The sequence below is a fragment of the Desertihabitans aurantiacus genome (genome assembly GCF_003344635.1).
GTDB lineage: Bacteria > Actinomycetota > Actinomycetes > Propionibacteriales > Propionibacteriaceae > Desertihabitans > Desertihabitans aurantiacus.
Map to the genome: position 1 here is coordinate 1 of NZ_QPKK01000109.1, position 12,069 is coordinate 12,069.

The window sequence follows — 12,069 nt, forward strand, 5'->3', positions numbered from 1 at the left end:
GGCGATGCCGGCGGCCACCCGGGCCGCCTCGACATCCTCCGCCGCCGGCGCGCTCGCCCCGGGGGTCGTCGGGCCGGCGGGCGGGGGGCCACCGTCGGCGCGCTGAACCCCCGTCGCCGTGCACCCGGTGAGCAGCAGCGCGGCCGCCAGCAGGGCGAGAGCCCGTCTCATCCGCGCGGCTCCCGGACCAGCGTGGCGGCCTTGGCCGGGTCGGTCGGGCCCTCGCCGTAGGACGGGCACCAGCGCGCCACCGGGCAGGCTCCGCAGGCGGGGTTGCGGGCGTGGCAGCGTCGACGGCCGTGCCAGATGACGTGGTGGCACAGCATCGTCCAGTCCTTCTTGGGGAACAGCTCACCGACCGCGTGCTCGACGCGGACCGGGTCGGTCTCCTCGGTCCATCCGAAGCGGCGCACCAGCCGGGCGAAGTGGGTGTCGACGGTGATCCCGGGCACGTCGAAGGCGTTGCCGAGCACGACGTTGGCGGTCTTGCGGCCCACCCCGGGCAGCTGCACCAGGTCGTCCAGCCGTCCGGGCACCTCCCCGCCGTGGTGCTCGACCAGGGCGGCGCCCAGCTTCATCAGGGTGCTGGTCTTGGCGCGGAAGAAGCCGGTGGGCTTGATCAGCTCCTCCAGCTCGGCCACGTCGGCGCCGGCGTAGGCGGCGGCGTCGGGGTAGCGGGCGAACAGCGTGGGCGTCACCTGGTTGACCCGGCGGTCGGTGGACTGCGCCGACAGCACGGTGGCCACCAGCAGCTCGAGCGGGGTGGTGAAGTCGAGCTCGCAGTGGGCGTCGGGGTACGTCTCGGCCAGGGTGCGGTTGATGGCCCGGGCCCGCCGCTTCAACCCGGTCGGTGTCTCGGACGCGGTGCTGCTCACCATGCGCTGCACCCTACGTGGCGGCGCCGACGGTTCCCGACGGGTCGCAGCGGGTACGTCATCTGCCCGGGTGCACGCCCCTACCCGCTTGGGTAGGGTGCCCAGCGGAATCGGAGGTGACAGTGGATCCTGATGTGCTCAGGCAGGCGCCCCTGTTCAGGGAGCTGGACGACGAGGCGGCTGCGGCCCTGGAGCAGGCGATGTCGACGATCTCGCTGCGTCGTGGTGCCGTGCTCTTCCACGAGGGCGACGTCGGGGACCAGCTGTACGTGGTCGTCCAGGGCAAGATGAAGCTGGGCCGCAGCGGCTCCGGCGGCCGGGAGAACCTGCTCGCGGTGCTCGGCCCGGGCCAGATGTTCGGCGAGCTGTCCGTCTTCGACCCCGGACCCCGCTCCACCACCGCCACCGCGGTCACCCCGGTCGAGCTGCGCTGCCTCGAGCACGAGGAGCTGGCCAAGTGGCTCAAGGGTCGTCCCGAGGTGTCCCGGGCGCTGCTCGGCCAGCTGGCCGAGCGGTTGCGGCGGGCCAACGACGTGGTGGCCGACCTGGTCTTCTCCGACGTCCCGGGCCGGGTGGCCAAGGCGCTGCTCGACCTCGCCGCCCGCTTCGGCACCGAGCGCAGCGAGGGGCTGCTGGTCAACCACGACCTCACCCAGGAGGAGCTGGCCCAGCTGGTCGGCGCCTCCCGCGAGACCGTCAACAAGGCGCTGGCCGACTTCGCCGCCCGCGGCTGGATCCGGCTGGAGCCGCGCTCGGTCACGCTGCTGGCCGTCGACCGGATCGAGCGCCGGGCCCGCTGAGCCGGCCCGCGCCCCGGCCGGGCTCAGCCCCGGACGCCGAGGTGGACCAGCTGGGCCCGGGCCGAGCGCAGCGCCGCCTGGTGCAAGGTCGGCTCGAGCTCGCCGTACACCCGCCGCACCACCTCCTCGGCCGTGCGGGCGCCCGCCGCGAGCGCGGCGCGGACCTCGGCCAGCCGCTGCTCGCGGTGCTCCCGGTAGCCCGCCACCACCTCCGCAGGACGTCCGACCACCGGCCCGTGACCGGGCAGCAGCTCGACCACCCCGCGCTCGGCGACCACCTGCTGCAGCCGCTCCAGCGAGGCCAGGTAGGCGGTGAGATCGCCGTCGGGGTGGGCGATCACGCTGGTGCCGCGACCGAGGACGGTGTCACCGGTGAGCAGCCGGGGACCGTCCCCGGTGTCGAGGAGGAAGGCCGCGGAGTCGCTGGTGTGGCCGGGGACGTGCAGCACCTCCACCGCCAGCCCGGGCCACGTCAGCACCTCCCCGTCGGCGAGCGGGTCGGCGCTGCTGAGGTCGGCCCGCACCGCCCGCACCGACGCCCCGGTGCGCTGCACCAGCCCGGGCACCCCGTCGAGGTGGTCGGCGTGGTGGTGGGTCAGCAGGACCGTCCCGACACCCTCGGGGCAGGCGGCGACCACGGCGTCGCGGTGGGCGTCGTCGGCCGGGCCCGGGTCGACGACGACGGCAGGCCCGGTGTCGGGCTGCAGCACCCAGGTGTTGGTGCCCTCCAGCGTCATCGGGCCGGGGTTGGGCGCCAGCACCCGCCGCCAGCTCGCCACGACGGTCTCAGCCGGCGAGCTGCAGCACGAGCTCGACCTCGACCGGGGCGTCCAGCGGCAGCGCCGCGGCCCCGACCGCGCTGCGGACGTGCGCGCCCGCCTCGCCGAAGACGTCGCCGAGCAGCTGGCTGGCGCCGTTGCCGACGGCCGGCTGTCCGGTGAAACCCGGCGCGCTGGCCACGTAGACGACGGCCTTGAGCACCCGGCCGATCCGGTCCAGCCCACCGGCGACCGAGGCGGCGGCGGCCAGCCCGTTGAGCGCGCAGAGCCGGGCGAGCTCGGCCGCCTGCTCGACGCTGACGTCCCGGCCCACCAGGCCGGTGAGCGGCAGCCCACCCTCGACCAGCGGCAGCTGCCCCGAGGTCCACACCTGGTCCCCGACGACGGTGGCGGGGACGTAGGCGGCCAGCGGGGCGGCCACCGGCGGCAGGGTCAGCCCCAGCTCCGCCAGCCGGGCGGTCGGCGTGCCCACCCTCAGCCCTGCAGCGGGCGCTTGAAGTAGGCCACCAGGTTCTCCGGGTTCATCCCCGGCACGAGCTGCACCAGCTCCCAGCCGTCGGCGCCGAAGTTGTCGAGGATGGCCTTGGTGTTGTGCACCAGCACGGGCGCGGTCAGGTACTCCCACTTGGTCATGTCCGGCAGCGTATCGGCCGGCGGCCCTGGCCCGTCCCTCTACCCTGGGGCCCATGCCGGAGCCCCTGCACACGCTGCACGTCGTCAGCGGCAAGGGCGGGACCGGCAAGACCACGGTCGCGGGCGCGCTGGCGATGGCGCTGGCCACCGAGGGACGGCGGGTGCTGCTGTGCGAGGTGGAGGGACGCCAGGGGCTGGCCGAGCTGTTCGGCGTGCCGCCGCTGGAGGGCGACGAGGAGCGCCGGCTGGTCCGCACCCCCGAGGGCGGGGAGGTGCGCGGGCTGTCGATCAACGCCCGCGACGCGCTGATGGAGTACCTGGCCACGTTCTACCGGCTGGGTCTGGCCGGACGGGCCCTGGACAAGTTCGGCGTCTACGACTTCGCCACCTCGATCGCGCCGGGGCTGCGTGACGTGCTGCTCACCGGCAAGGTCTACGAGGCCGTCCGCCGGCGCACCCGCGGACGTCCGCACTCCTACGACGCGGTCGTGCTGGACGCCCCGCCGACCGGTCGGATCGCGCCCTTCCTCAACGTGCACGAGGCGGTCGCCGGGCTGGCCCGGGTCGGGCCGATCCACTCCCAGGCCGACTCGATCATGCAGGTGCTGCGGTCGGGGCGCACCGTGGTGCACCTGGTCACCCTGCTGCAGGACATGCCGGTCACCGAGACGCTGGAGGCGGTCGAGGAGCTGGGGCCGACCGGGATCGCGGTGGGCGCCGTGGTGTGCAACATGGTGACCCCCACCCCGCTGACCCCCGAGGCGCTGGCCGCGCTGCCCGCCGAGCCGCGACTGGACGTCCCCGGGCTGGACGACCCTGAGGACGCCGCCCTGGCCGCCGAGTTCGCCGACGAGCTGGCCGCGCTGCGCGAGGAGCACGCCTGCTACCAGCGTCTGGTGCCGGCCGGGCGTCCGCTGGTGGAGCTGCCGCACGACCCGGCCGGGATCGACCGGGCCTCCCTGCTCGCCCTGGCCCGGGCGCTGCGCGAGCAGCTGCCGGAGGAGGTCGCATGACGCTGGTCACCGATCCGACCCGGGCGGGCGGGCACCGGGCCTGGGGACGTCCCGGGACCACCCCGTTCCTCGACGTCGACGCCCTGCTCGCCGACCGCGACCTGCACATCGTCATCTGCTGCGGCTCCGGCGGGGTGGGCAAGACCAGCGCCTCGGCCGCGCTGGCCGTCCGGGCCGCCGAGCAGGGGCGTCGGGTGGTGGTGCTGACCATCGACCCGGCCCGGCGGCTGGCCCAGTCCCTCGGCATCGAGCAGCTCGACAACACCCCGCGGCCGGTGGCCGGGATCGACACCTCGGCCGGCGGGTCGCTCGAGGCGATGATGCTCGACATGAAGCGGACCTTCGACGACGTGGTGCTCGCCCACGCCAGCCCGGAGAAGGCCGAGCAGATCCTCGGCAACCCCTTCTACCAGGCGCTCTCCACCTCCTTCTCCGGCACCCAGGAGTACATGGCGATGGAGAAGCTGGGCCAGCTCAGCGCCGAGCTCGGCCTGGACCGTGGCGCGGGCCGGCGGGCGCGCTGGGACCTCATCGTCGTCGACACCCCGCCCTCGCGCTCCGCGCTGGACTTCCTCGACGCCCCCGAGCACCTCAGCTCGCTGCTGGACGGCCGGCTGCTGCGGCTGCTGCTCAACCCCTCCCGCGGACCGCTGCGGTTCATGAGCGCCGGGCTGGCGGTGGTGACCTCGGCGATGAGCCGGGTGCTCGGCGCCCAGGTGCTCACCGACGTCCAGACCTTCGTCGCCGCCTTCGAGACCCTGTTCGGGGGGTTCCGGCAGCGGGCCGAGGCGACCCTGGCCAACCTGGCCTCGCCGCACACCACCTTCCTGGTGGTGGCCACTCCCGAGCGGGACGCGCTGCGGGAGGCGACCTTCTTCGTCGAGCGGCTGGCTGATGAGGGGCTGCCGCTGGCCGGGGTGGTGGTCAACCGGCTGCACGGGTCGGCGGTCGCGCTGTCGGCCGAGCGGGCCTGGGCGCTGGCCGAGGACCTGCCCGAGGACGGCCTGGAGGCGCTGGCGCTGCGGGCCCACGCCACCCGGATGCACCTGGTCGAACGCAACCAGGAGGCGGTCCGACGGTTCTGCGCCACGGTGCCCGGGCTGGCGCTGACCACCGTCCCGGCCCTGCCCGGCGACGTCACCGCGCTGGACGACCTGCGCACCCTCGGGGAGCTGCTGGCGGCGCACGACGGCTGAGCCGACGCGCCGCAGATGAGGGCGATTTGTGCGGATGCTGAGAACTCGGTAGAACTTGGGCACGCCGTGCGCTTGTGCCGGTGTGTCCTGCCGCGCCGATTTCTGCTGCGTACCCCCGGCCACGTACTGTGTGCGCCATGTCGACCAAGCGCCTGGGCAACCTGGCCTACTCCACCATCATGTTCGTCGTCGTCAGCGTCCTCATGGGCCTGCTCGCGGCGGGCCTGGTGGTGCCGTTCGCCGCCGTCGCCGGCACCGGCAGCCGGGCGACGGCCGACAGCCTCGAGCTGCTGCCCGCCGACCTGGAGACGCCGCCGCAGCCGGAGCGCTCCCAGGTGCTGATGGCCGACGGCTCGGTGCTGGCCGACTTCTTCGAGGAGAACCGGGTCTACGTCCCCCTGGAGGACATCGCCCCGGTGATGCAGCAGGCCCAGATCGCCATCGAGGACCACCGCTTCTACGAGCACGGCGCCATCGACCTGGTCGGCACCCTGCGGGCGTTCGCCCAGAACACCGCGGGCGGCTCCACCCAGGGCGGCTCCAGCATCACCCAGCAGTACGTGAAGATGGTCCAGATCGAGAAGGCCAAGGCCGCCGGCGACGAGGCCGGCATCCTGGCCGCGCAGGAGCAGTCCTACTCCCGCAAGATCCAGGAGATGCGCTACGCCATCGCGATGGAGAAGCGCTTCTCCAAGGACGAGATCCTCGAGCGCTACCTCAACATCGCCTACTACGGCGACGGCGCCTACGGCGTGAACCAGGCCGCCTGGCACTACTTCGGCAAGACCGCGAAGAACCTCGAGCTGGCCGAGGCCGCCATGCTGGCCGGTCTGGTGCAGAACCCGACCGCGACCGACCCGGTGCGCTTCCCCGAGCGGGCCATCGAGCGTCGCGACGTCGTCATCAACCGGATGGTCCAGCTCGGCCTGGTCACCCCGGAGGCGGCCAAGGAGGCCGCCGCCACCGAGTGGGACCCGGGGCGGGTGAAGTCCTTCACCAACGGCTGCGTCGGCACCGAGTTCCCGTTCCTGTGCGACTACGTGCGCCAGACCCTGCTCACCAACGAGGCCCTCGGCTCGACCGTGGCCGAGCGCGAGTCCCAGCTCAAGCGCGGCGGGCTGCGGATCGAGACCCAGATCGACCGCAAGACCCAGCAGGCCGCCGAGAAGGCGATCTCGGAGCTCATCGCCCCGACCGACCCGGTGATCTCGACCATGACGATGGTCCAGCCGGGGACCGGGCTGATCATGGCGATGGCGCAGTCGCGCCCGGAGATGGGCACCGACAAGGGCCAGACCTACTACAACTACGCGGTACCGGCCAGCCTCGGCGGCGCGGAGGGGTTCCAGGCCGGGTCGACCTTCAAGACCTTCGTCGCCGCGGCCGCCCTGGAGAAGGGCATCCCGATGACCAAGCGCTACAACGCGCCGCAGCAGAAGGACTTCAGCGACACCCGCTTCCAGGCCTGCGAGGGCACCGTCAAGGTGCCGAAGGGCTACAAGCCGAGGAACTCCACCCGCTCGGGCAGCAACATGTCGATGGCCACCGCGACGGCGTGGTCGGTCAACACCTACTTCCTGCAGCTCGGCCGCGACACCGGCATGTGCAACGTCACCGAGATGCTCGACAAGACCGGCGTGGCGCTGTCCAGCGGCGACCCGTGGGCCGAGCAGTCGACGATCTTCTCCCTCCCGCTGGGTTCGGTGGACATCACGCCGCTGTCGATGGCCGAGGGCTACGCCACCTTCGCCGCCGACGGCGTGCACTGCGAGCCGGTCATCGTGGAGCGCGTGACCAGCGGCACCGGCGAGGAGATCCCGATCCCGGGTGCCGGCTGCGAGCGCGTGGTCGAGGCCGACGTCGCGCGCGGCGTGAACAGCCTGCTGCAGGGCGTGATGGATGCCACCGGGCGTCCGGCCGACATCGGCAAGGGCTATGCGACCGCCGGCAAGACCGGCACCACCGACAACAACCAGGCCGTCTGGTTCTGCGGCTACACCCCCGAGGTCGCCGGCTGCGCCTCGATCGCGATCGACAAGACCAACCCCTACTGGAAGGGCAAGCGGAAGTCCCTCAAGGGCCGCACCCTGCCGGTGAGCGACACCTACCTGGCCGGGTCCGGTGGTGGCGACGCCGGTCAGTTCATCTGGAAGCCGGCGATGACCGAGGCGCTCAAGGGGAAGCCGAAGACCAAGTTCCCCAAGCCGTCCAACAACGTCCGCGAGGGCAAGACCGCCGACGTCCCGAGCGTCGTCGGGCTGAGCGCGGAGGAGGCGGAGGAGAAGCTGAACGCCGCCGGCTTCAACGTCGTCCGCGCCAACACCTACAGCAGCGCCCCGCGTGGCGCCTACCTCGGCCCCTCCGACAAGAGCCGGGCCAAGCAGGGCAGCACGATCTACCTCTACTTCTCCGCCGGTCCGCGTCCGCAGCCCCGCGACGACGATGACGACGACAAGAAGAAGAGCAAGAAGAGCAGCGACAACAAGAAGGACAGCAAGAAGAAGGACAGCAAGAAGGACGACGAGGACGACGACGAGTGAGTCGCCTCCTCCGGGGCGCCGCCGTCGTCGGCACCCTGGGAGCGGCCTGCCTGGCCTGGGGCACCCTGGTCGAGCCGCACGCCTTCCGGCTGCGCCGCTTCGAGCTGCCCCTGCTGCCGGCCGGCTCGCCCCCGGTGCGTGTCCTGCACCTGTCCGACCTGCACCTGCTGCCGGGTCAGCGGGCGAAGCTGGACTGGGTCTCCCGGCTTGCCGGGCTGGAGCCCGACCTGGTGGTCGACACCGGTGACAACCTCGCCTCCGCCCGGTCGGTGGAGCCGCTGCTGCGCGCGTTCGGACGGTTGACCGAGCGTCCGGGCGCCTTCGTCCTCGGCAGCAACGACTACTTCAGCCCCCGGCTGAAGAACCCGGCCGCCTACCTGTGGTCCTCCCCCGGCGCCACTCCGGAGCGGGAGGAGGACCTGCCCTGGCGGACGCTGGTGCAGCGCTTCACCGACGCCGGCTGGCACGACCTCACCTCCCGCCGGGCCACGGTGGAGGTGCACGGCGTCCGGATCGAGCTGCGGGGCACCGACGACGCCCACCTCGACCGCGACGACTACGCCTCGGTCGCCGGCGCGGTCTCCCCCGGGCACGACGTCAGCATCGGGGTCACCCACGCGCCCTACCTGCGGGTGCTGGACGCGATGGCCGCCGACCGGGTCGACCTGGTGCTCGCCGGCCACACCCACGGCGGCCAGGTCTGCCTGCCCGGTGGACGGGCCCTGGTCACCAACTGCGACATCGACCCGTCCCGGGTCAAGGGCCTCAGCTCCCACGAGGCCCGCACCGCCGACGGCGGCATCCACCGCTCCGCGCTGCACGTCAGCGCCGGGCTCGGCATGTCCCCCTACGCGCCCTACCGCTTCGCCTGCCCGCCCGAGGCGAGCCTGCTCACCCTCACCGCCCGCCCCGAGCTCTGAGCCGCACCGGCGATGTGCGCCGACGGGCGGTGTCGGCTAGACTCGCCCGTGGCCCGCTGCCCTCGAGGAGCGGGCCGGTGTCCGTCAGGGACATCGGGGTGTGGCGCAGCTTGGTAGCGCGCTTCGTTCGGGACGAAGAGGTCGCAGGTTCAAATCCTGTCACCCCGACCAGATCCGCCAGTGACCCTCGGGGTGCCGGCGGACTACGCTCAGGCCCGTGGCTGACGAGGTGGTCGTCCCGATCCTGCCCTGCCGCTCCCTCGACGACGTGCTGGGCTTCTACACCGCGCTGGGCTTCGAGACGACCTACCGGCAGGACCGTCCGTACCCGTGCGCCGGCGTCCGCCGGGGCGGCATCGACCTGCAGTTCTTCGCGCTGGACACCTTCGAGCCCGAGCAGTCGCTGGGCAGCGTGATCATCCAGGTGTCCGACACGGGGGTCTTCTTCGACGAGCTCGCCGCCGGTCTGCGGGCGGCCTACGGACGTCTCCCGGTCACCGGGATCCCGCGGATCACCCGGCCGCGGCGCCACCAGGGCACCGCCGCCGGGTTCAGCGTGGTCGACCCGGGCGGCAACTGGCTGCGGATCAGTGGACGCTCCCAGCCCGAGCCGTCCCCGAGTGCCGGCGCGCTGGGCCGGGTGCTGAAGACCGCCTCCCGGCAGGGCGACGTCCGCGGCGACGCCGCACGCGGGATCGCCGTCCTCGAGGCCGGGCTGGTCCGCCACCCCGACGCGCCACCGGCCGATCGCGCCGCGGTGCTGGCCTACCTCGCCGAGCTGCTGGTCCGCACCGGCGACCACCACCGCGCCCGCGCCGTGCGGGACGAGCTGCGCAGCCTGCCGCTCGACGACGCCATCCGTGCCGCGCTCGCCGACCTCGACGTCACCCTGACCACCGAGGCCGACCCGCGGCGCGAGGTGTAGCCGGGACGACCTGACATCCGGGGCCGCTGCCTCGTCACCATGGTGTCGGAGCAGCGAGGAGGAGCCAGTCGTGAAGCACGTCCTGATCGTCGGCGGAGGGTACGCCGGTCTGTACACCGCCTGGGGGCTGCAGCGGCGGCTGCGACGGAGCGAGGCCCGGGTGACGCTGGTCGACCCCCGCCCGTACATGACCTACCAGCCGTTCCTGCCCGAGGTGACCGCCGGGTCGGTCGAGCCCAGGCACGCGGCGGTGTCGCTGCGCGACCACCTGCGACGTACCCGGGTGGTCGCCGGGGAGGTCACCCGGATCGACCACGCCAGCCGCACCGCCGACATCACCACGGTGGACGGGTCGCACTGGCAGGAGCACTACGACGAGCTGGTGGTCACCGCGGGCGCGGTCACCCGGGTCTTCCCCGTGCCCGGCATCGCCGAGCACGCCATCGGGCTGAAGCGGGTGGAGGAGGCGGTCGCGGTCCGGGACCGGATCCTCACCAGCTTCGACCGGGCCGCCACCCTGCCGCCCGGCCCGCTGCGGCGCCGGCTGCTCACCGTCACCGTGGTGGGCGGCGGGTTCACCGGCGTCGAGGTGTTCGGGGAGACGCTGTCGCTGGCGACGGCACTGCTGCGCCGCTACCCCGAGATCGCCCGGGAGGAGCTGTCCTTCCACCTGGTCGAGGCGACCGGCCGGGTGCTGCCCGAGGTCACCGACGGTCCCGGACGCTGGGTGGTGCGCCACCTGCGCGAGCGCGGCGCGTCGGTGCACCTCGACACCCAGGTGCGCTCGGCCGTCGACGGCCACGTGGTGCTGTCCGACGGCACCGAGTTCGACTCCGGTCTGATCGTCTGGGCGGCCGGCAACGCGGCGAACCCGGTCGTCGCCACCCACACCGACCTGCCGCTGGACGCCCGCGGCTTCGTCACCGTCCGCGCCGACCTGCGGGTGGAGCGTGACGGGCAGGTGGTGCCGCACGCCTGGGCCGCGGGTGACAACGCCGCGGTGCCCGACCTCGCCGTCGGCTCCGGCCGCAGGACGGTGCCCAACGCCCAGCACGCGGTCCGCCAGGGCAAGCTGCTCGCGGCGAACCTGGTGGCCACGCTGCGCGGTCGCGAGCCGCGGGAGTACGTGCACCACAGCCTCGGCGTGGTTGCCACCCTGGGCCTCGGCCACGGCATCTTCCAGTGGCGAGGCATCGTCGTCCGCGGGCTGCTGGCCTGGCTCATGCACCGCGGATACCACGTGCTGGCCGTGCCGTCGGTGGAGCGGAAGGTCCGCGTGCTGCTCGGCTGGCTGGCCGCCGGCACCGGTGGACGCGACATCGTCTCCCTCGCCGACACCGACACCGTGACGAGGACCGCGGCCCGCGTGCCCGTCACCGGCGACGTGGCCTGAGGTGGACGCCGCCACGGCCGACATCCCGGAGGTGCAGCAGGAGCGGCGCCGGCTGCTCTCGCTCGCCTACCGGATGCTCGGCACCCTGGCCGAGGCCGAGGACGCCGTGCAGGAGACCTACCTGCGCTGGTACCGGATGACCGAGGCCGAGCGCGCCGCCGTCGGCAACGTGCAGGGGTGGCTCACCCGGGTCGCCAGCCGGGTCTGCCTCGACGTCCTCGCCTCCGCACGGCACCGCCGCGAGCGCTACGTCGGGGAGTGGCTGCCCGAACCGGTCCCGGCCGACCTCTTCCTCGCCGGTCCGAGCGCGCCGTCCGACCCCGCCGACCGCATCACCCTCGACGAGTCGGTCAGCACCGCGCTGCTGGTCGTGATGGAGGCGATGACGCCGGCCGAACGGGTCGCCTTCGTGCTGCACGACGTGTTCGGGCTGCCCTTCGCCGAGATCGCCGCCGTGGTCGGCCGCACCCCGGCCGCGACCCGACAGCTCGCCTCGTCGGCCCGGCGGCGGGTGCGCGACCACGACGCGCTCGGTGCGGAGCGGCGCGAGCACGACGCGGTCACCCGCGCCTTCGCCCGGGCCGCCGGCAACGGCGACGTCGACGCGCTGGTCGCCCTGCTCGACCCCTCGGTCACCCTGCGCTCCGACGGTGGTGGCGTGGTCAGCGCCGCCCGCCGCCCGGTGCTGGGCGTCGACGCCGTCGCCCGCTTCCTGGTGGGTGTGGTCCGCAAGCACCCGGGGCTGCACCTGGTCAAGGAGCGCGCCGGTGACGGCGCCGTCCACCGCGTGGTGGCCGCCGACCCCACCGCCGGCGACCAGCTGCTCGGGTTGCTCACCCTGCGCGTCCGGCGCGGGCTCGTCACCGACGTCTGGCTGCAGGTCAACCCGCACAAGCTCCGCACCTGGACGGCCGACCGGCCGACCCCAGCCCCACCCACCCCGGAAGGGACACCATGAGGATCATCGTCGTCGGCGGCCACGGACAGGTCGGCCG

Annotated in this window: 12 protein-coding genes and 1 tRNA gene; 9 read left to right on the forward strand and 4 right to left on the reverse strand. The window is 73.5% G+C overall.

All coding sequences use genetic code 11. The features are described 5' to 3' along the window. Nucleotides 1-167: 167 nt before the first annotated feature. On the reverse strand, nucleotides 168-878 hold the full coding sequence (gene nth / locus DVA66_RS10465) for an endonuclease III (protein WP_114560039.1): 711 nt from the start codon (nucleotides 876-878) through the stop codon (nucleotides 168-170). A gap of 119 nt (nucleotides 879-997) precedes the next feature. Between nth and DVA66_RS10470 the strand changes: the two genes are divergently transcribed. Continuing rightward, the gene (locus DVA66_RS10470; RefSeq protein ID WP_114560040.1) at nucleotides 998-1,675 is read left to right on the forward strand and encodes a Crp/Fnr family transcriptional regulator; all 678 of its coding nucleotides are present in this window, start codon (nucleotides 998-1,000) and stop codon (nucleotides 1,673-1,675) included. Nucleotides 1,676-1,698: 23 nt separating this feature from the next. On the opposite strand, the gene DVA66_RS10475 is transcribed toward DVA66_RS10470, so the two are convergent. Genes DVA66_RS10475 through DVA66_RS21265 form a run of 3 tightly spaced genes read right to left on the reverse strand, consistent with a single transcriptional unit; the run spans nucleotide 1,699 to nucleotide 3,087 of the window. Further along, complete coding sequence (locus DVA66_RS10475; protein ID WP_232821887.1) at nucleotides 1,699-2,454, reverse strand: MBL fold metallo-hydrolase; 756 nt, start codon at nucleotides 2,452-2,454, stop codon at nucleotides 1,699-1,701. Nucleotides 2,455-2,461: 7 nt separating this feature from the next. Next, the gene (locus DVA66_RS10480; protein ID WP_114560041.1) at nucleotides 2,462-2,926 is read right to left on the reverse strand and encodes a RidA family protein; all 465 of its coding nucleotides are present in this window, start codon (nucleotides 2,924-2,926) and stop codon (nucleotides 2,462-2,464) included. A gap of 2 nt (nucleotides 2,927-2,928) precedes the next feature. Then, a complete protein-coding gene (locus DVA66_RS21265; RefSeq protein WP_198671652.1) occupies nucleotides 2,929-3,087 on the reverse strand; it encodes a hypothetical protein in 159 nt (52 codons plus the stop codon). Nucleotides 3,088-3,140: 53 nt separating this feature from the next. On the opposite strand from DVA66_RS21265, the gene DVA66_RS10485 reads away from it, so the two are divergent. The 8 genes from DVA66_RS10485 (at nucleotide 3,141) to sigJ (ending at nucleotide 12,032) form a co-directional block, all read left to right on the forward strand. After that, the gene (locus tag DVA66_RS10485; RefSeq protein WP_114560042.1) at nucleotides 3,141-4,100 is read left to right on the forward strand and encodes an ArsA-related P-loop ATPase; all 960 of its coding nucleotides are present in this window, start codon (nucleotides 3,141-3,143) and stop codon (nucleotides 4,098-4,100) included. Continuing rightward, nucleotides 4,097-5,296 carry an ArsA family ATPase gene (locus DVA66_RS10490; protein ID WP_114560043.1) on the forward strand — a complete coding sequence of 400 codons (1,200 nt, stop codon included), beginning with the start codon at nucleotides 4,097-4,099 and terminating at the stop codon, nucleotides 5,294-5,296. Before DVA66_RS10485 ends, DVA66_RS10490 begins: the two co-directional genes overlap by 4 nt. Nucleotides 5,297-5,433: 137 nt before the next feature. Next, nucleotides 5,434-7,836 carry a penicillin-binding protein gene (locus DVA66_RS10495; protein WP_114560044.1) on the forward strand — a complete coding sequence of 801 codons (2,403 nt, stop codon included), beginning with the start codon at nucleotides 5,434-5,436 and terminating at the stop codon, nucleotides 7,834-7,836. After that, nucleotides 7,833-8,756 (forward strand): metallophosphoesterase, encoded by a 924-nt coding sequence (locus DVA66_RS10500; RefSeq protein WP_114560045.1) that lies wholly within the window; start codon nucleotides 7,833-7,835, stop codon nucleotides 8,754-8,756. The genes DVA66_RS10495 and DVA66_RS10500 overlap by 4 nt, the downstream gene beginning before the upstream one ends. Nucleotides 8,757-8,850: 94 nt before the next feature. Further along, a tRNA-Pro gene (locus tag DVA66_RS10505) sits at nucleotides 8,851-8,927 on the forward strand. Between the two features lie 46 nt (nucleotides 8,928-8,973). After that, a complete protein-coding gene (locus DVA66_RS10510) occupies nucleotides 8,974-9,681 on the forward strand; it encodes a VOC family protein (RefSeq protein ID WP_114560046.1) in 708 nt (235 codons plus the stop codon). 70 nt (nucleotides 9,682-9,751) lie between these two features. After that, nucleotides 9,752-11,074: an NAD(P)/FAD-dependent oxidoreductase gene (locus DVA66_RS10515; protein WP_114560047.1), complete on the forward strand. Its 1,323-nt coding sequence runs from the start codon at nucleotides 9,752-9,754 to the stop codon at nucleotides 11,072-11,074. A gap of 1 nt (nucleotide 11,075) precedes the next feature. Beyond that, a complete protein-coding gene (sigJ, locus tag DVA66_RS10520) occupies nucleotides 11,076-12,032 on the forward strand; it encodes an RNA polymerase sigma factor SigJ (RefSeq protein WP_114560048.1) in 957 nt (318 codons plus the stop codon). The last annotated feature ends 37 nt before the right edge of the window (nucleotides 12,033-12,069 follow it).

What these genes read in the sequence shown, in the direction of transcription:
- nth (WP_114560039.1), bottom strand. Translation starts at nt 878, where the DNA reads ATGGTGAGCAGCACCGCGTCCGAGACACCGACCGGGTTGAAGCGGCGG.
- DVA66_RS21265 (WP_198671652.1), bottom strand. Translation starts at nt 3,087, where the DNA reads ATGACCAAGTGGGAGTACCTGACCGCGCCCGTGCTGGTGCACAACACC.
- DVA66_RS10485 (WP_114560042.1), top strand. Translation starts at nt 3,141, where the DNA reads ATGCCGGAGCCCCTGCACACGCTGCACGTCGTCAGCGGCAAGGGCGGG.
- DVA66_RS10490 (WP_114560043.1), top strand. Translation starts at nt 4,097, where the DNA reads ATGACGCTGGTCACCGATCCGACCCGGGCGGGCGGGCACCGGGCCTGG.
- DVA66_RS10495 (WP_114560044.1), top strand. Translation starts at nt 5,434, where the DNA reads ATGTCGACCAAGCGCCTGGGCAACCTGGCCTACTCCACCATCATGTTC.